Raw genomic sequence first — 20076 nt, 5'->3', positions numbered from 1 at the left:
ATCCAAAGTACACCAGAATCGGTAATAATGTATGTTTGTCTTCCCGCACTCTAGCTGGTCACAATGGAGCAGTAGCGGTACTTAACAAGGCATATAATAAAAAACTGGATGCTATCGGTAAGATCGATATTAAAGACAATGTATTCATCGGTATTAACGCAATCATAATGCCGGGCATTGAAATCGGCCTAAACGCATTGGTTGCTGTGGAAGCCGTGGTTACAAAAAACGTCAGTAAAGGGGATATCGTTGCCGGTGTGCCTGCAAGAGTCATCGGTAAGGTGGATGATCTCGTGGCAAAAATGGAAAAAGAAACCTCTGAACTCCCATGGGCCGATATTATTTATCAACGCCAGGGAAGTTTCGATCCAAAGTTAGAACCTTGCCTGACCGCAGCGAGAGTCAAATATTTCTTTGGAGAAGAGAGATAAGTTTGAGAGCATATCTTAGAAGGAAACTATGGATTGAAACATTCAAATCAAAGGATATAGAGCAACTGAAAAAAAGCTCATAACCGCAAAATCTTACTTGATTGACCGCTTTACCCCTACCGTCGAACATATCGTGCTTCCAGAATATTTCATGCCGGAAGGTGAAATTACCATACGATATACGGGTCATTTTTCAGTTTCTGAATCCAGGGATATTACCCGCAAAAGGCGCTCATTCAATCGAATATTGAAGAGACTCAAGAACATCTGGATAGATGATAAAATCGTTATAGATTTTCGCAAGAATACACCGGCAAATTGGGCACATACTCTTAACTTTCATATTCCCTTTGCGTTTTTTGTTCTGGACCAGATCAGACAACATGAGCTCAAGGAAAAGCCCGTATTTGTGTTAAGTGAAAGAACTCCCACGTACATAAAAAATGTATTTGCTATGTTTGAACTTCCGACAATGTTTTCGGATGCCGACATTGAAGCACGGCTTGTGGAGTTCAACCAAAATCCTTTCGATTGCTTAAGAACGCCTGCTATCTCATGGATTCAGCAATTTATATTACCATCCAGCCCCTGGAAAAAACTTGAACAAACCGCCTATGATCTGCCTCGCAGGGTTTTTCTTTCTCGACGGGACAGTAGAAATATACGCAACGAAGCAGAAATTGAACAACTGTTGGGACAATACGGTTATCAAAAGATCTATCCCGAGGATCTGACAGTTGCACAACAGTTGCAGATCTTCATTCATGCAGAAGCCATTGCGGCCATACATGGTGCAGCTATAGGCCCTATGTTATATCGACCAGCCTCAAAAACCGGGTTGAAGTTTCTTGAAATATTCTCCCCCGGACACATGACCAACTACTATCGTGGCATGGCTGATCAGATTGGCGCTGAATGGATAGGCGTCAGGGGACGACTTGAACCAGGGCAAGTTGCACAGGCCTATAACTTTAACCAGGCCTTCTTAAAGCATTCATTAACCAGCTTCGAAGCATGCCCAGAGAGTATTCGACAGGCTATTGACCAACTAGGCCTCTATCCAGAGGCCGCGGAGAACTATTTATACTCGCTTATAAAAGTGAGGAGGCTTCAAATAACCAAGGAAATACTTACCTTTGTCTGGCGAGTTATGATCTGAAAAAGATCTCTCTCGCCTTATACTTCTTTTCTTTGCGATGACCAAGCTTTGAAATAAAGCAACGGTTACTACTCGGAAGAGGGGCGTAATTTCTTGTTTTCGACATATCCCATTAATGCACCAGCCATGAGTAATGTCAGATGACTGATCGATGAATTGGGTATCAAGTCCAGCAGGTTTACAGAAAGCGTCAAACATAGACCTACACTCAATACCGATACGCGTTGATTACGTCTTATCAATCCATAAACCGAAAAAATGGGATAACAAAGTAAACCGAAGAAAGCCAGATAACCAACCCAGCCCTGTTTACCGAACCAAAGAATCCAGACACCATCCGTTGTGCTGATATCCTCACCCGTATAAGGATCAAACACTCGGTTTCGACCATAACTCCCCCAACCAAACAGCGGTCTCTGGTTTGCCTTTGCCAACAGCATATCTTCGTTATCAAAACGATACTCAAGACTTCCAGCCCGGTCCTCACTGTAATGAGCAATACCATTTACTATTTGAGTTGTCGGAATAAGATCAAGGCTGCGCAACATCGGAAATACAAAAACAAACAGAGCTATTGCGGCAGCTACTTGTGCTTTTTTCCGATAACTGAGAAACATGACTGCTCCAATCATCAGCAGCACATATATAACGGCACTTAACGATTTACTTAAAACAACCACACCTACTAGAAACATTGCAATCAATAACCCATTGCGCTGCAAAGGTTTGATTTTTGCCTTCCACAAAACAAGTGCCGCTGTTGTAGCTAAGCTCATGAAAACTGCGATATAAAGACCGTGTCCAAGGAATACCACCGGGCGAAATCCACCCTGCCGAAGCTGCTGGCGCCAATCATGAGGAAAAATACCATATATTTGAGAGTGAAGCCTGGGGCTCATTTTAATTTCCCATAAGATGGGTAAAGAATAAATCAGACCTGCAATCACCAGATATTTCAGAAAATCTTTTTGTGCCTGTTCATTGTTTACAAAATTCAAACCCAGAATAAAAGGAATGAGGGTAATGAAAACATCAACCAGCATACCGATGGTATTTTCGATCGGGATACCGGATTTTATTTTTGGCCCATAAACAAGTGTATCCCCATTTGTCAGTGTGGTTAATATTGGTGACAGGTATAGCAGGATCACAATTATACGAGCGGTTATGGTTTCAGGTAAAAACTTAAAATTCTGTTGTCTTCTAAACAACAGCAAGAAAGCAACCAGTGATGGCAGCGTTTCTTTATTGAGACTCACCAAAGGTAGTGAAAACTCTGTTTTCAACGGTAATAGCAAATATGGTATCAGTAGCAACAAAATCGCTGCCTGACTATTATTTACTTTTTTAGCAATGAGCAATGCCCACAACGGCCAGGAAAACAATACGATATAGGCAAACAAATTAGGCATAAATACATTGCCCTTTTAATATTTTAGCGTTCAGTGTAGCACTGCTTGACTCATAGATAAGGAAAAAAGTTATCTAAGCCTGTTCACCACACAATCATTCAGGAGTTATAATTGAAGAAGTAGTCACTTGCTCAAATAATTGAAGTTAATAACATCCTAATCAAATAACCAATTCCAAGGCCAAAAGCAATGACTGCAAATACTCTTAACTCTTTAAACCAGTTCAAAATACCTCTATCAATAAAAATACGATAAAGAATCCAGGAGCCGAATAGACGACGACAGGAAAACGCAAGGATGATACCGGTCGTACCAAAAAAATGATAACACAGAGGAATCAGGATAATGACACCCGCAAACCGCCACAATGACATTTGAAAATGTACTTTACTGGCCCCTAAAGCAGTAATCACCTGCTCCTTGAACAACAAGCATTCAATCAAATGAGCAATGGACATAATTTGCAGAAAATATCCTGCCTGATGATATCGTTCGTCATAAATCAGACTGACAACGATATCGCCATTGGCAATAATAATGCTCGCTGGGATAGCAATGATCAGATCCCGATAGAATTTTATTTTGTAGTATACCTTCGATAAATTTTGCGGCTTTTCACGTACAACTTTACTGATCGCCGGCAACAAGGTGACATTCATCCGATTAAAAATATTTCCCATAGCAGCAAACATCAGGGAGGCTATGGAATATATCCCCATTTGCGTAGTTGTCATCAGATATCCAAAAAATATCTTATCAACATGATTTAATAACCCAACAATGGCGGATGAGGCTTGAATCCACTTCCCAAAGAACAAAACCTCTTTAATGGTTTCTTTATCCCATGCAAATCCAAAAATGCTGCGATCGAAAAGTACATAACTGAGTATCATGGTACATGCTGCCGCGACGACATTTGAAAACGCTAGAGTAAAAATACTGCTACTGAATTGTGCATATCCAATGATAAAGAGCAGAGCGAGTATTTGAGAAGTCAATTCAATGATTGTTTGTCTGCCAATCTTCTGATGGCGAATATGCAGATCCATCTGTATCGATTTAAAACCACCAATAATGGGGCATAAGGCAACAATTATTAGAGCTAATGGTAAGTCCTTATTCCCAAATGTTGACTCTGGCGGAAACAAAGAAAACTGATCCGCTCCCCAAATACATAGAGCAGCTACATATACAAATACCGATAAAGCTATTCCCTGAAGAACTTTGAAGCTGAAGACAGTTTTTAAAAATCTCGGTTCTTCCCCCCTTTCACTGCGTATAATACTGAGTCCAAACCCCATATCCGAGAATAGCAGTACGATATATACGACCGCATTTGCAATAGCCATTACACCAAATAAATCAGGTGCAAGAAATCGGGTGGTAATGAGATTGCCACCAAAGCGTATAATTTGTCCTGATGCAAAACCAGCCATCACAATAAAAGTAGACAAAACTGTCTTGTTCTTAAAATTCAAAAGAGATCTCCCTGACTGTTCTCAGCCAGTAGTTTATCTGTGTCGGTGAGGTTAGCAACAATCGCTTCGCGACTTATCTTACAGATCATGAGAAGCAAATATTATTTGAACCAGAGAGCTCTAGGAGAGCCTCATCAACTTCAACCATCAAAAGAAAAAAATGTCAATCATCAAAACCTTTAAATGATAACTGAAATACAAAATCTACTGGGAAATCTGTGGGGAATGTAATCGCTTGATTAAGATCCAATGCCGATCTAACAGAACCATTTACATTTCGCTCAACTGAAATGACCAGACTGAATACTTGTGCTGAACTGGTCTCCAGATAAATGATCGGCTGTGCAAATACCATACATCCATACTAACCGGAATTGGTTCATTCAAGAAACTTGAAAGAGATGCTCACCAATGACCAGCTCCTTTCCCACTGAGCATTTTTAAGCTTGCATTAACATATACAAGAGCATCAAATAACAACCCAAGGCCAGTAATCAAAGCCCGTTTGGGCGTCATTTTTTGTGTCTTGGCATTCCGCAGACGTTTTGTAACGTGCTTGAAAGCAATATAGCCATAAGGCCATTTTGGTAAATTTTCCCTGATCAAGTCCTTTAGCCATGTTTCTGATGTTGATATATTCGCCAGATATGACGTACGGGATTCCATGCTATCTGGTTGTGTGCGAATAGTATTAAATATCAGCTCATTAATGGCCGTGCCTATCATGATTCTTGTCTGATGAGATATGAGTTCGCCGATTCCGCGAATGGACATATAAACATGGTATATATCATCCCGCCCGTCAATGATTTCCAAATGCTCCTCTTTTGTTAATAAATCTGTCAAAAACATTGCCCGAAGGAAGCCATCTTCAACAGGGAGACCTATCGGTAACCAGATGTGCCGGACAAGCTCATATTTTGTCAGATATAATTGTCCACAGACTGATTTTTTATAGTTGGTGAGATTACCACCAGAATACTTAATCAGCTTTTCTGTGAAGCTCAACTTTTCGTTCTTAATATCAAGATCTTTTACAGGTTTACTGACAACCACTTTCAACTGATTCTCAGAGGTTAAAAAGTCCAACATCTTGTTAAGGGTATCAGTCTCAGGCAACAGAATGTCTGCATCCATGAAATAAACTACATCGACATCACTTTTAAGGATATTGTGTACAAAATAATTCCAGCATCGCGATTTTCCACTCAATTCAATATCCACCACCTGAAACTTATCCTGCACATTTTTTGGGAGCGATGATATTTTTCTCTTTGCAAAGTCCACTGTAAAATCACTGCAGCCATTAGCCAATACGAAAACATGCATGTTGTGTTCGGTATTGTTGACTATCGTCTGCACAGAAAGGTAGTGAATCAACTTTTCTATGTTTTGCTCTTCATTGTGTGCAAAAATACCAATTGAAATGTTCATTTTACATCCTTCTCATATTAGGTTTACCGAGTGCAGCTATCCAAAACAACATTCAATTCAAGTGACAAGAGATTTTCTAAACAATGGATTATTGTTAGTTATCTGCGGAACATAGCCAATCAGGGCACATACTAACCATAAATTTTCAGCAAATTCGATGCAAGCAATTGGTTTCTATTGACCCGGCAAGTACACAAGTCGGATTAACAGTGTGATGCAGGGATGCACCGGGATGTCGGACCACACCATTGGCCTCAGCCAATGCGAGCCCCGATAAATCAAGCAGTCTGATAATTCGGGGTTTCGCGCAACACCGCCAGATTTTTCGGGGCGACAATTAAACAGATCAGGACGATCTATTTAGTAGCCAGGTTAATAGTACACCTATTCGCTCATATGATGAGTGTGACTTTTGATAGACATTCCAACATTCCTGGCAAACATAGAACAAAGTTTTATTAATAACTTTTTCCTGCAAAAGTAAGATCCGTCAACCTGAATCACCTGGAAGCCATATTTTAACTGTCCTCAAGAAAACAAGCCATCTGATTCAATTTAAGATAAAGAAGGTCTGGCATGCAGCGTCGCATATATGTGAACACTAGCCACATTGCTTTGGAAAGAAAATATACAGCCCTATCTCTTCCTTCACTGCACAAACTGTTAGCTCAACATAAAAAATCCCGAATGAATTCATCACATCTTATTCGATTACAGGTAGTTAGTAGTTCTTAAAAGTGCATAAGAAAAGCTTCGCCCCAGGTCATCTTGGAGTTTCCCAAGACTAGAGGGCGAAGCTGATGCAGACATACATGCAAACACTTCTACGCGTTAACAATACCTAGTCTGACTAACAATTGTTGAGTCATTTTGGCTGAACAGAAACATTACCCGGGCTTGATGGGTTATACAGAAAAAGCTTGGCATCATCGCATAGATCAGCACCATCCTTACAGTATCCGTTCCGTATGTACTGGTTGATCTTTACAGCGCTCAAATACTGATTCCAGTTAAACTTTGACTGATTTTTCATTAATTCAACCAGCTTCGATACTTCATCTGTTTTGGAAGCATCTTGCTTTAGCTGTGTAAGATAAGTACCAATAGTTCTGTTTGGATCAAAATTACTACTGGATTCCATTTTAGCTTCGACTTCTCCAGATGCTTCAAGATATTCTGAAAAACTCATAAAGCCATCATCTTGTCCCACAAACCACTCTGATTGATCAGCATCAGAGACATAGTAGTTATTGGAAAATTTATTTTGATTACTTATAGCATACTTCATAATCCTGCCACTCTTGTAAACATTTTCGGTCGTGGTAGCACGAATTTCATTGTCATGAAAGTAAATACCACTTTGAGTAGCATCGTTAAATGTTACCAACGGCTTTGAACTGATAAGCCCCTCAACAATATTTCTGGCAAACTCAACATTTGTAGTATGCCCTGAGGAGCTTATCGCATAGACATTATTCAGTGTCACGCTACCCCAATTCGTAAAAATATTGTCGGCGACCAACCCACTCTTCCAGTCATCTACCCCGAGTCCCCAGGCAATGTTGCGACCCGTGGGCTGGGTTTCACCAATATTCATAAAAACATTTTTGACAACACGAATATCTTCCCAACGTGGGCCATTATTCTGATCTTTATTTCCACCCAGACTGACACCAACCTCACCTTGGAGATAAAGATTATTATCAAGCAAAATTTCCCAAGCCAGAATCTGATTCGTACCTTCCGTGGTATTCGAGGTAAATTTATTTGAAATACTGGATGCTCTTGCAAAGATATTATTTCGGAAAATAGTTTCTCTCGACTCAGCAAAATAAGTATTGTGATTAAATATCGTTGCCCCTCCCGCTCCCTGAGTACTTCCATCTCCCGGTTGATACCATCCGTTATGGTCAAAGAAGTTTTCTTCCAATAATGTTGAGGAGTAGTAAGCATACACACCTTGAGAGTGGCCGGATGTCGCATAGTTATTCGAAATTATGTTTCTCCGAAGCACAATATCACTAACCAGCCCCAAGTCAGTGTTAATATCCTGAATAGTGTTGTTCGCATACCAATCAAACCAGCAGTCTTCGATTAGAATATGACCTTCGAGATTCGTGCCATAATTTAAAGCCTGAAAGCCTTTTGGGTTTGACGCTGAACTAAAATCGAAATTGGGGTCACCTTTTGGATCTCTCGCATCGGCAACGAACTTAATACCAATTATTGCAGAATATTGTGCATTATTCAGGATAATACCGTCGGCGCTTCCTGTCTTAATCAGAGGCCTTTCTTTATTACTACCATAATAGCCAAATACGGAACGATTAGTTACCGAACTTCCCGCTTTAAACTTTATGACGGATGTTCTATTCCAGACATCCCCTCTCTTCAATAAAATATAGTCAGGATAACCATCTCTTACCTGCTTTAAAGCTTCATCAATTGAAGCATAAGGTTTGATGGTCCAGGTTGGGATAAAGACATCAATAGAGTTTCCGTACAGATCAGTAAGATCTTGATATTTGTAAACTTCTGCAGTCGTATCATTTCCTTCATTGGAAACATAGATAATACGGGAATCTTCTGACGGTTTTAGTATAGACCAACCATTTGTGTCCTGCGGTGGAAGGTTAAATTTACTTTCCCATTCAACACTATAGTTGTCAGCATAAGCATATGAAGTAAAGATAATACCTAAAAACAATATTGATATTTTTTTTACGAGAATTAAAAAAATATTGGAAGGGCCAAGGATGGATTTCATTGAGTTCCTCCTGAAAGGATTTAGAAAAACGGTACATAAGTAATCTAATCCGGCAACATATAGTGTCTTTCTGGAACATCTTATGAAAACATGATAACTATTATGTAAAGCAACACCGGTACTGCCTACTTTGCTTTGATCCTTAAAATAATAGCTGAGGTTTTTCATTACTTCATGAAACTTATATTTGAATTACCTTATGATCCTTTAATTCTAATTCGATATATAACTAGTTAACCAAATGCTATCTGCATACATTTTGGCAACAACATGGACTTTTGGGTAGGTTAACGCCTTCAGGACGGGCTTTTTTCTCAATTTTAAAAGTTACTGATTGTAACTAAAGAGCAGATTAGAACTATGTCTCAAACTTACGTGTTAAGAATTCTCAGATTCTGACACAATATTAACCAACCTGACGCATATTTTTCTTCGCAACACAACCTCTCTTGCTTTCAACATATCCACCTCAACATACAGGCATACTTCGTACTAGTAATCATATTAACCAGATAGAATTTCAAACCGGTCTGTCACTCCACTGTATTTCAAAAGCCGATATACTCTTTTCGGTGTATTTCGAAAAATTAAAGCCCTTCCGTATCGCTTTAGAAAGCCCTGGAACAATAGTAATTTCGCTATACATGCACCGTCAATGTAACTTACTCCAGCCATATCTAAACTGATATCGCTACCTGTGTTGTGCAGGTTGGCAACAAGAGCTTGCTGCAAGGGTTGTAAATAGGGATGACACATTGCTCCAGACAATCGGATAATTTCCGGATTCCCCTGCTCTGTTACTACCTTCCCTGACAACAGTTCAGCACCCACACTCTTTTTTAACCAATAACTATATACCACCAGAGGAAGTACCCGCGTGGTCATCTGGTTGATTAACCGCAGAGCATCTCCCAAATAACGACGCCAAAGGGCTGGCTCTTGACGTATACGCCATAGCCACTCCAATCCAGCTTTCTGCCAGACGCCTGGAGCTCTTTCAACATGTCCGGCAACAAAGTTAATGACAGCACCCAGATGGCTGTATACCGGCACCTCAAACTGATGTTTGTTGTGCTGTATCCATTGCTGCCCCTTTTTGGCACCCAGAGCAACCACCAGAAAATCGGCATTGGACTGATTAATGACTTGAATCGTGTCAGGCCGACTCATCTCCTCAACAGAAACAAAACCGGGATCTATATAGCCACAGCTTTCCATCCCCTTGCTCTGCTGATTAAGTTTCTCATGGGCAATCGCAGCAACACCCGGCTGACCGCCAAAGAAAAACACTTTAATTTTAGGGGATTTAGATTGCTCTGACAGATGACTGAACAAATCGGAACCGGCAACCCTTTCCCGCAATGGAATGCCAAGTAGTTTCGCCAACCAGACAATAGGCATACCATCGGCCAAACTTATATCACTCTGTACCACCGACTCAAAAAACGCCTCATCTGACTGAGCGGTAACAGCAAAGTTGAGATTAGGAGTAGAAATAAAACAGCGCTCACCAGTCTCAATAGAGTTTCTGACATGATTTGCTGCGTCATTTAAGGTCACAGCATCAAATGGTAATCCAAGAATGCACCAAACATCCCGGCTTAACAAAGTGTGTATTGATTCATTAGTCATAGCGAATGCTGTTGTACACAGTGATAGAATAATCGGTTGAGTTTCTCTGTATTACCCGACAGAGAAAATTCTTGGCGAATAAGAGAGATTGCATTTTGTGTCAATCGCTGCGACATGGGTAAATCCTGTAGAATTGCTGCAATTGCATCCGCTAAAGACGCCTCATCTTCTGGGTCAACCAATAAGCCACTCTGCTGATCAACAACCAACTCAGGAATCCCTGATAATCTGGTCGATACAACTGGAATTCCCGACAACATAGCCTCCATTAGAACAACAGGGATACCATCCATATCACCATTGCTGTCTTTACGACACGGCAATACAAATAAATCCAGGCTTGTTAGAAATTCTGAGACCTGATTGTGGGCGATTGGTCCCAGAAACTTAACCTGATTTTCTAGTTGGTGCTTGTAAACCAGATTTCGTAACTCTTGCTCAAGAGGGCCGGACCCTGCAATTCGCAGTTCAACATCCATATTTCTTTGACACAGCAAGTAGATAGCCTTGATCAATAGATCCATTCCTTTCTTTTCAACCATGCGACCAATCACACCAACCACACGATGAGCATCAGGTTTTTTAGTGTTGATACCTACGTTTGCAGGAAACTGATCATCGTCAACCCCACAGCGTATAACATTGATACGGCTGACATCCGCTCCCAAGCTCCTAAGAAATCGAACATTAAACTCTGAAATAGTCGCAAAAAAAGCGGAGCGCCGAACTTTTTCTTTTAATAACCAGCCCCTTTCAAACAAATCGTTTGCATGCGCTGTCACGCTAAAGCGAATACCCGCCAACACAGAGGCATACATGGCAACATCTGTCGGAACGTGAGCAAAGTGAACGTGAAGGTGCTGTACTTTCGTTCTTCTTAAATCATCTGCCAACGCTGCAGCAAAAAAAAAGCGATAAGCCAAGCCAAGGGCACCCCGATTCACTAACCCCAACTGAATCATATCTCTGACAAGCCAGCCAAAACCTGAAAAGTAGGCTCTCGGGTGACCAAATATCAACCTCAGGTGCTTTCCTGCAACTATGAATTTGCTTCGTTCATAAAGGTAGCGTGTGTTTGCTTTCAGGTTCTCTACCGATGGCTCCTGAGCTTCGACTTTGGGTCGATGAATGGAAAATGGTATAACTTCTGTTCCCAAACGCTGTAGACATAGAATTTCATTGTAAACAAATGTTGCAGAAAGTGCGGGAATTTCTGGCGCAAGATAAGCGATCTTCACGAATAGCTCCAAATCAAGAGTGCGTGGTTTTCCATACAACTTCCTGTTGACGGTTGAGCGCCTCGGTCGCCGCAGTCTTACCTTTTAACAGGCATTGAGTCTGATACTCGCGAATAAACTGTACCAGTTCTTTATCTGCAAAACGGGGTTGCTTCTGAAGCATGCTTTTCACATATCCCCACCACATCGCCAAACCACCGACCAGATAGGGTGGGTGAAATAATCTAAAAACAGATGATGCCGTCATGTACAACAGGCCGGTACCCATAAAATACTGCCCAAAACCATGGCGCATCCTGCCAGTAAAAATACCTTTCTGGCTCGATCCCATAGGCCTCAAATGAATGAATCGGAGATCCGGCTCGTCCCAACTGACGGCTATCCAGCCTAACTGCCGGCACTTGTGGCAATCAATACCATCCCACATGACCTGCCTGACGAATCCACCAATTTCTTCGAAACAACTGCGACGATAAAATTTAGTCATACCGACGGACATTTCATCGCCACATTTTTCACTGACCAGCTCACCGGTTTTCTGATCGCGAAAGTATGCTTTTCCACTGCACGTACCAATTCGGGGGTTAGCGTTCATGCGCTCAATCAGAGTTTCAAAATAACGCGGTGGCAGATCCAGATCCAAGTCAAACTTACATACAAAATCGAACTGACTGACATCAATCTGATCATAGCCATGATAAAACGCTTCTATCACACCTGGCCCTACACTCCTGTGACCACGGTCCTGACGGGTGATAACCTTTATAAAAGAATGCTTTTCTGCATATTGTTTCAAAATAACCGGCGTCTCATCGGTAGACCCGTCATCAACGATAACCCAGAGATCCGGCTGGGCAGTTTGGGCAACAACACTGTCCAGGGTAATGCGCATGTAATCTGCTTCATTTCGGCAGGGGGAAACCAGTAAATACGACATTGTTTTAATCCATTCAATTATTTGTATTCAATTAAAGTACCACGGCGTCCCTTAATCCGGTTGAGTACATAACGCCATATACCTGTTAGTTGCGGAAATTTTCCACCCACATTGGACAGTGCATACCAAAACGCCTGTTTTGCACTTGTAATTCTTAAACGATAACGAACACTAAGGCGTATTACCTGCACAGGGTAAAGCAAGAACAACACCAGCATCCAAGGAGATATCAACGCAAGACACAGAAACGACAGCGGTAAACAAACCGCCCAGACCAAAATACTGCGAATTTCCTTTTGCCGGTATTTTTCGAGGCTACGCCCATGTATGGAAAATCCTTCCGCATAGGCATATCCCGCCCGCTGTGCTCTTTTCCACCATTGCCCGAAACGGGTCATAGCTGCATCATGAAGAGTCATCTCTGCATCAATACGGTTAATTTTCCAACCTTTTTCCCGCATTCTCAGACACATTTCCGGCTCTTCGCCAGCAATCAAGTCATCCCGGTAGCCATTAACAATCTGATAAGCACTTGTCCTAATGAGCGCATCGCCACCACAAGCACTGGCGTCACCAATGGGAGTATCCCATTCCATGTCACACAGGAGGTTATAAATGCTGTTTTGTGGATTACGCTCCCGGCGCCGACCACATACAACCGCATAATCAGGGTGTTCACCCAAAAACGATGCTGCTGCCTGAATCCAGCCGGATCGTAGCTCACAGTCACCATCAATAAACTGAATAAACTGCAGATCAGGATAAATCTTCAGCAACTTGGCCGCACCAGCATTGCGGGCTCGGGCAGCAGTAAATGGAACTGTCATATCCAGAGAAACCACCAAAACTCCGAGACTTTCAGCCATCTTGACACTGCTGTCCGTCGACCCAGAGTCAACATACACAATCGCCGTAACCTGTTTGATCAGACTGTTAAGACATTGCCTGAGCCGGTCCCCTTCGTTACGCCCGATAACCACGGCACCGCAATCCTGGCTTATTATTTCTACCGCATCAGCACTATCGGATTGTTCAGTATCAAAGGCAGTCATTATTGTGTTATTCCAAATTAAGATTGCTGATGCGAAAATTTCAGTGGCTCAGAAACAGCGACCTGTTTGAAGTTGTCGCACTTGATCTGCCGCCCAAACCAGCTCCCTAAGACCTCAAGATCCCGATCAAAGGTTTCAACGAGCTTATTCATATGAACAGCATCGATCACCGGGCGCTCTTTCATAGTCAGCCCACTTTTGACACGATCCCGTATACTTTGAGGCACCAGCTTCTGACGTAAGAACGTCATCACCCGGGATTCGACCAACAAACCGTACCCCGGAAATGGTCTGATTCGTTGCTGCGAGACATTTTGCGAAGGTAGCGTGTCATGCCAAACGACGGGCTTCGAATAACCGATAAATCTGGCAACCCGCTCAAGCTCTGACTGGGGGCTCGCTTTGATCGCCTCCGTACAGGTGACCAGAATATTTTCCCGGCCATAAGCTTCTATATAAGGTAGTAACTGCCTTGCATAACAACTATAAGCGATCAACTCATGGTACTGATCAATCGCTTGGTTAATGTCACAACTGATCACACGCTGTGACCACTGATGAATATAGTGGGAAACCAGACGATCAACCGGATGTCGTATGACATAGATTAGTTTGGGTGCAACCAGGCGCCTCTGCATCCTCTCAATGGTCTGAGGATAATCCGGCAGCTTGGTGTAGTGTGTACTGGACTCTCCACATAGATCACCGTTCTCTGCCAACTCAAACAAACCATCGTACCATGCCTCTCCGCGCGCATACTGCTCATCATCACTGAAATAATTAGGCTCTTTCGGCGTAGACATAAAAATGCCGGGTTGCATGGCCAACTGAGCATGTAATGTACTGGTGGCACTTTTCATTGCCCCAATTAATATGAAATCAGGTTTTGTCATAGTCATCCGGATGAATGTAGGGTTTGAGAGGCTTGTTGAAATTAACCCAGATATCGCGCCACTGCTTTTCAATGACGCTTCTTGGTTTATGAGGCAGAATAATTCTGCGAGACTGAGAAATAAGGGTGCCAAAAATCCATAGAACGTTGGCAGCCAACAATCCGGATTTACCATAGAGCTGATAGAAAAACCGCGCCCTGGATTCGTAAAAATAACGCGGCAGGCGTTTTCTCAGACGCGCCTGGGATTTAACGGGAGAGCTGCCCCCCCGTAGATGAACCACATGCGCATCGGGAACATTCATGACCTTCCAGCCAGCAGCAGCAGCCCGGTAACAAAACTCTGAGTCCTCAAAGTACATGAAGTAACCTTCGTCCATCAGACCTATACTTTCCAGTACTTCAGCTCTGATCAGGACACACGCAAAACTGGTCCAATGGTAATAGTCTGGCTCCATACGGACAGGATGGGCGACAACAAAATTTCTCAGCAATCGACTCACGATGCCCGTGCAGGCGGCATTGATAAGCTCACTAACCGGTGAGTGAAAGCGAAAACAACTTTCCTGAGGAGTCGCATCCGGCCACTCAAGCCTGGGGCTGAACAACCCCGCTTGAGGATTTTGTTCGGCAACACTCAAGAGGGTTTTAAATGCATTTTTCCTTACCAGGGTATCACTGTTAAGGAGCAGGTAATATTTTGCCCTAACAGCCTTAATTCCAACGTTGTTACCTGCTGAGAAGCCACCGTTCACCGGTGACGCAACAACCTCCACCTGCCCCTGCACCTGCTCGCTATCAATCCAACGTCGGATTTCTTCACAGGAATTATCTTTCGAGCAGTTATCAACAACAATAATTTTACTGTCGATATCAACCAGCTCAGGCATACAGGTTTCCAGACAATCTATGACCATTGCCGGAGTCTTGTAATTAACGATAACAATTGCTAGCACAGTCATTTTAAAAAACTGTTTATATGATGACTAAGAATACTAAACAGGTGACTTGGGTGTATTGCGTAAAATTGAATCCATACCGGTCTCATAGTCCAGAGGCCCTTCCTTCATTCATGAATAATTCCAAGATTAAGCAAAACATATTTAACTTACAAGAATTGACTGATAGTAAAGCGGTCGACTTTGAGCATTAAAACAAAGTAATTAGAACCTGGACTCAAAAGTGTCAGACTTTTTTACAGTTCAAACCTTAAAAAGCAATAAGACTCATGCTCTTTTGATGACATGATAATGAACGCGGGCTCCGTTCGATTGTTTGTTATGGCGCAGCATGCTTTTTGATGTACTTGGTAAGCCAGTTTCTTTAACATTATTTACTAGTGCGTCAGGAGTAAGATAGTGTCATCCTGTTTCCGATCATAATTTACATGACCCGACATGATGTATCGCTTGTAACACAAAAGGACCCCATATGAATTTCAGCGCTGACCGCGAAATATTAGGAATTGTTTCGAGAAGCTCAATCAGCTACGTCAAAGGTGTTTTTAGTGCGTTTTCCAAAGGCTCTGTGGTTGTAAACCTCCGAGATGAAAACGACAGGGAACGTTGCGATATGTTAGGTATATCACAAATACTGACACCTGAAGACGATACCGGCTGGGTCAGCGACCTGAACTATCCCAACATGCAGGAACGGTCGCAGGACATTGCCCAGGTATTGTTCACGTCCGGAACAGAAGGCAAGCCCAAAGCTATCCTGCTATCTTATGGTGCGCTAGCCAATACTACTGAACGTCTTACATCTATCATGGCAATAGATTCCAGTATCAGGGAGTATATTGGTGTTCCAGTTAACTATTCCTTCGGGTTTGGCCGATGTCGCGTAGTGAGTCAAGCCGGCGGTAAGTTCTATATCCCTCCTAATGGCTTCAATCCTTCTGAAATTGCTGAAATGCTCCAACGGGATAAAATCAATGCAATTTCAGCAGTACCAACACTCTGGCGGATTTTACTCCAGTCCCAGGAACTGTTTCTCGGTATTGGTGAGAAAGTCCTCTGGATAGAAATCGGCAGTCAGTACATGAGCCGTGCTGAAAAAGAGCAACTTAAAGCCCTGTTTCCTAAAGCCAGAATCATCCAGCATTATGGCCTTACAGAGGCATCTCGCAGTAGCTTTCTGAAAATACATGAAACCGAAGGCGAAGAACTTGAATCTGTGGGAAAAGCTTATGATGGTGTGGAAGTAGCCGTCGGTGGTAACGGACAAATCAGAATTCGAGGCCCTCACCTGGCTAGCGGACAGATCAAAGACACGCTGGAACAAAGGCTGGTGGACGATGATGGGTGGTTTACCACCAGTGACCAGGGACGCATTGAAAATGGTTATATTTACTATGAAGGTAGAGCTGACGATCTTATAAATTGTGGTGGTGTTAAGTTATTTCCGGAAGCACTCGAGCAAGATATTTTGACAGAGTTGCAAGCTCGCCGCGGAATAGCGATCAGCAAAATTCCCGACTCATTACGGGGCGAACAACCATTGGTCTCATATTTGTCCGACACCAATATTGATGTCGAACAATTAAGGGAAGTCTCGAACCGTGTTATGTTGAAACACGGATTCAATGCAGGTAAAACTCTAAAAATAATGCCCTGCAAGTCATTTCCAATGACAGATACTGGCAAGATACAGCGTAAAAAACTATCAGAACAGTACCAAAGCAATGAATCGCTCTCCACTAAATCTGCAAATACTGAGGCAAAACAGGCATCGCCTGATTCCATTGCCGACAAGCTAGTGGATATCTGGGAAAACGTTCTGAAAATCAGCCCCATCAGCTTGAATGACAGTTTTTTCGATCTAGGCGGGGATTCTCTATCTGCCATAACCGTTACCATGAAAATGGAAAAGGCCGGCATTCCAAAAGATATTTGTCGAAAGATTTTTGAAGGCCTCACAATAGCCCAGATCTGCCAGCATTTTAAAAGCACTCAAAGCCCATTATTAGCCAACAAAATCTCTCAGTTAATTGCTATTTGGGAGGATGTTCTTAAGATCCACCCGATCAGTATGAATGATAGTTTTTTCGACTTGGGAGGCGATTCACTTTCGGCCATCAGCGTTACCATGAGAATGGAAAAGGCCGGCATCCCAAAAGAAGTTTGTCGTAAAATTTTCGAGGGGCTTTCTATTGCGCAGATTGTTTCTAATATGGATCAGTCCAGTGACGCCTCAAATGCGTTGACAGAGAAAACTAAACAACTGGTGCAAATCTGGGAAGAAACTCTGAAAATTAACCCAATCAGCATCCATGACTCCTTCTTTGAGCTTGGAGGAGATTCTCTCTCTGCAATTACTGTCACCATGAAAATGGAGAAAGCGGGTATCCCAAAAGATATATGCCGACGTATCTTTGAAGGACACAGTATTAATGACATTGTCAGAAGTTCCGATGAACCTGCTGCTGCCAGTACAATAGCACTACGTTCAGAGCAGGAACCAAATACTCCATCTCGAAAAATTCCACTGGCAGCCGGCAGCCAAGCTTTGAATATGGTGCGCGGGTTGCTCGTGTTGCTAAATGTTACAGCACACTGGATGCCTGGCATTATTGACCGGCTGCCTGCCGTGTTCGCTCATTTCAATAAATATCTGGCTCCATTGTACAGTTCCGGAACACCTGGTTTTGCAATGGTCTTTGGAGCAGGCATTGGTTTTTTCTTTTTCCCGAGATACCAGAAAAACCCTCAGTCAGTTACTCCTGTGGCTTTTCGAAACGCAATATTGCTAGGTAGTGGAATTACTGTTTATGCAGCACTAAAAATCATTTCCAACCTTGCAGAAGGAGCCGATATCGATGGACTCGTAGTCTCTAATGCTTTCTGGAGCGTACTCACTTATTATTTCTTTGCTGTTTTAAGTCTACCCATCTGGTTAAGAGCACTGACCTGGAAACTGAACTTCAGTTATTCTTGTTTAATAGCCGCTCTACTCTTTTATACGACACATCTTGTAATCGATGCGATACAGATCTCACCATCAAATAACCCCCTTATTCAGCCTTTCATTTTATTACTAACTGCCAAATACAATTATTTTGAAATGTCTGCTGGTGTAATGTTGGGTGCGGCAGTTGGCAACTGGATCAGAAACACCATAGTCAGAGAAGGAAGTCTAAAATTATTTGGCATGGCTGGTTTACTGCTCATTGGCCTTGCAGTCATCCTGTCTTATGAGCAGGGACAGTTTTCGTTTTGGTTTATTTGGCCAAAGGGCATGTTTCTATGGACTTGGCCATTCTATCTGGGCGTTGTCATTATTGGTATAACAGGAGTCTACCGATACGCCACCAGCCAACATACCCACGGGTGGTTTGATACATTTATTAAAGTCCTTGTCGTTGTCGGGGTATTAGCATTTCCAATATTCATTGCACATGAGCTGGTGATGCCACTCAAAGATCTGCTAACTGCGATGAGGGTACCTGGAGCCTTTCCATTGACTATTATTCTATTTTTTACTGCGGTGGCTTATATGGTTAAACGGTTGTATCAGGTACAGTTCGGAAGCATCTCTTAAAGCTCAATAAGGAAAGGCGATACAGATAAAAAGCTTTTGATATCAATAGTTTTTGAAGCGTGACAATGTCTCAAAAGGAAGGAAGAACATGGCTATTCAGAAATCGTTGTTGGAAAACAATAAATTCCCATTACTCGTTTCGTCAGACTCTGGCAATGAAAATATTATTGAGTGGGCGAACACATCCAAAACGGAAATCAGAGCATTATTGAACCAGTATGGTGCGATATTGTTCCGTGGTTTTGATATCAATGGCATCGATGATTTTGAGGCCTTTGCAGCAGCGTCCACCTCTGGAGACTGGGTTCCTTACCTTGAGGCAACGTCTCCACGAGACCATGTTCAGGGGCATACTTCCACCTCCACCAAGTACAAAAATGATCGGACCATTTTTTTTCACAATGAAAAATCGTATTCAGGAACCTGGCCTTATAATCTTTTCTTTTATTGTGACGTTCCTCCCACCGAAGGCGGAGAAACCCCACTATCTGATTGCCGGGCGATCTATCGTGACCTTCCCGTGGAAATTAGAGAAAAATTTGAACGCAAGAAGCTAATGTATGTCCGGCGCTTCAGTAACAACATGGGCATCCCCTGGAAAAAAGCGTTTGATGTAAGTAATGAGAAGGAACTGGAAGGGTATTGTAAGAAAAATTATATAGAGGATTTAACGTGGAATGCAGATGGTACTCCAACTCTAAAGTACGTGCGCAATACTATCCTCGAACACCCGCTGACTGGTGATAAGTGCTGGTTTAATCATGGCACATTCTTTAATGTCCACTCTCTTGAGCCAGAAATAAAAGAATTCTTTTTATCCAATTTTGGCCAGGATGGATTACCTTACAATACGTTTTATGGCGATGGAGAGGCGATTGAAGAAGAGGTGATTTTGACACTCAGGGAACTGTACCAGAAACACTCCGTGTTATTTCCCTGGAAAAAGAAAGACGTTATTTTAATAGATAATATGTTATTGGCACATGGTCGACAGCCTTTTAAAGGAGAACGTAATATATTAGTGACTATGACAGAGCATATTGATTACAGCTCGATTAAAACTTTTTAACAGGAAAACGGATTTTGGTTCATTCAAGAAAAACTC

General features: G+C 42.3%; 14 protein-coding genes. 4 read left to right on the top strand and 10 right to left on the bottom strand.

The genetic code is table 11. From position 1 onward, the window contains the following. Positions 1–35: 35 nt before the first annotated feature. A complete protein-coding gene (locus YC6258_RS03360; protein ID WP_211264619.1) occupies positions 36–431 on the top strand; it encodes an acyltransferase in 396 nt (131 codons plus the stop codon). Between the two features lie 97 nt (positions 432–528). Continuing rightward, positions 529–1590: a glycosyltransferase 61 family protein gene (locus YC6258_RS03355; RefSeq protein WP_144407543.1), complete on the top strand. Its 1062-nt coding sequence runs from the start codon at positions 529–531 to the stop codon at positions 1588–1590. 68 nt (positions 1591–1658) lie between these two features. On the opposite strand, the gene YC6258_RS03350 is transcribed toward YC6258_RS03355, so the two are convergent. The 10 genes from YC6258_RS03350 to YC6258_RS03300 form a co-directional block, all read right to left on the bottom strand. Beyond that, entirely contained in the window at positions 1659–3002 is a 1344-nt protein-coding gene (locus YC6258_RS03350) for an O-antigen ligase family protein (protein ID WP_044615795.1), read from the bottom strand. Positions 3003–3133: 131 nt separating this feature from the next. Then, on the bottom strand, positions 3134–4480 hold the full coding sequence (locus YC6258_RS03345; RefSeq protein ID WP_044615794.1) for an oligosaccharide flippase family protein: 1347 nt from the start codon (positions 4478–4480) through the stop codon (positions 3134–3136). 405 nt (positions 4481–4885) lie between these two features. Further along, positions 4886–5914, bottom strand: a complete 1029-nt coding sequence (locus YC6258_RS03335; RefSeq protein ID WP_044615792.1) for a glycosyltransferase family 2 protein — start codon at positions 5912–5914, stop codon at positions 4886–4888. An 865-nt stretch (positions 5915–6779) separates the two neighbouring features. Then, on the bottom strand, positions 6780–8681 hold the full coding sequence (locus tag YC6258_RS03330) for a hypothetical protein (RefSeq protein ID WP_044615791.1): 1902 nt from the start codon (positions 8679–8681) through the stop codon (positions 6780–6782). A gap of 504 nt (positions 8682–9185) precedes the next feature. Next, positions 9186–10313, bottom strand: coding sequence for a WecB/TagA/CpsF family glycosyltransferase (locus YC6258_RS03325; RefSeq protein ID WP_044615790.1), 1128 nt, complete (start codon positions 10311–10313; stop codon positions 9186–9188). Beyond that, positions 10310–11551 carry a glycosyltransferase family 4 protein gene (locus YC6258_RS03320; protein WP_044619689.1) on the bottom strand — a complete coding sequence of 414 codons (1242 nt, stop codon included), beginning with the start codon at positions 11549–11551 and terminating at the stop codon, positions 10310–10312. The genes YC6258_RS03325 and YC6258_RS03320 overlap by 4 nt, the downstream gene beginning before the upstream one ends. 13 nt (positions 11552–11564) lie before the next feature. After that, positions 11565–12488 (bottom strand): glycosyltransferase family 2 protein, encoded by a 924-nt coding sequence (locus tag YC6258_RS03315; RefSeq protein WP_044615789.1) that lies wholly within the window; start codon positions 12486–12488, stop codon positions 11565–11567. A gap of 17 nt (positions 12489–12505) precedes the next feature. Beyond that, a complete protein-coding gene (locus YC6258_RS03310; protein ID WP_082070541.1) occupies positions 12506–13540 on the bottom strand; it encodes a glycosyltransferase family 2 protein in 1035 nt (344 codons plus the stop codon). 17 nt (positions 13541–13557) lie between these two features. Next, entirely contained in the window at positions 13558–14433 is an 876-nt protein-coding gene (locus YC6258_RS03305) for a sulfotransferase domain-containing protein (RefSeq protein ID WP_044615788.1), read from the bottom strand. Then, a complete protein-coding gene (locus YC6258_RS03300; protein WP_044615787.1) occupies positions 14420–15394 on the bottom strand; it encodes a glycosyltransferase family 2 protein in 975 nt (324 codons plus the stop codon). The genes YC6258_RS03305 and YC6258_RS03300 overlap by 14 nt, the downstream gene beginning before the upstream one ends. A 469-nt stretch (positions 15395–15863) precedes the next feature. Here YC6258_RS03300 and YC6258_RS26960 point away from each other — a divergent pair, with 469 nt between their 5' ends. Both YC6258_RS26960 and YC6258_RS03290 read left to right on the top strand, forming a co-directional pair. After that, on the top strand, positions 15864–18971 hold the full coding sequence (locus YC6258_RS26960) for a phosphopantetheine-binding protein (RefSeq protein ID WP_052830027.1): 3108 nt from the start codon (positions 15864–15866) through the stop codon (positions 18969–18971). 88 nt (positions 18972–19059) lie between these two features. Next, positions 19060–20040, top strand: coding sequence for a TauD/TfdA family dioxygenase (locus tag YC6258_RS03290; RefSeq protein WP_044615786.1), 981 nt, complete (start codon positions 19060–19062; stop codon positions 20038–20040). The last annotated feature ends 36 nt before the right edge of the window (positions 20041–20076 follow it).

Source organism: Gynuella sunshinyii YC6258, assembly GCF_000940805.1.
GTDB lineage: Bacteria > Pseudomonadota > Gammaproteobacteria > Pseudomonadales > Natronospirillaceae > Gynuella > Gynuella sunshinyii.
This window is presented reverse-complemented; position numbering and strand designations above follow the sequence as displayed.

Coding starts and splice junctions, on each gene's coding strand:
- YC6258_RS03325 (WP_044615790.1), bottom strand. CDS start 10,313: ATGACTAATGAATCAATACACACTTTGTTAAGCCGGGATGTTTGGTGC.
- YC6258_RS03305 (WP_044615788.1), bottom strand. CDS start 14,433: ATGACAAAACCTGATTTCATATTAATTGGGGCAATGAAAAGTGCCACC.
- YC6258_RS03330 (WP_044615791.1), bottom strand. CDS start 8,681: ATGAAATCCATCCTTGGCCCTTCCAATATTTTTTTAATTCTCGTAAAA.
- YC6258_RS03315 (WP_044615789.1), bottom strand. CDS start 12,488: ATGTCGTATTTACTGGTTTCCCCCTGCCGAAATGAAGCAGATTACATG.
- YC6258_RS26960 (WP_052830027.1), top strand. CDS start 15,864: ATGAATTTCAGCGCTGACCGCGAAATATTAGGAATTGTTTCGAGAAGC.
- YC6258_RS03300 (WP_044615787.1), bottom strand. CDS start 15,394: ATGACTGTGCTAGCAATTGTTATCGTTAATTACAAGACTCCGGCAATG.
- YC6258_RS03335 (WP_044615792.1), bottom strand. CDS start 5,914: ATGAACATTTCAATTGGTATTTTTGCACACAATGAAGAGCAAAACATA.
- YC6258_RS03350 (WP_044615795.1), bottom strand. CDS start 3,002: ATGCCTAATTTGTTTGCCTATATCGTATTGTTTTCCTGGCCGTTGTGG.
- YC6258_RS03310 (WP_082070541.1), bottom strand. CDS start 13,540: ATGACTGCCTTTGATACTGAACAATCCGATAGTGCTGATGCGGTAGAA.
- YC6258_RS03290 (WP_044615786.1), top strand. CDS start 19,060: ATGGCTATTCAGAAATCGTTGTTGGAAAACAATAAATTCCCATTACTC.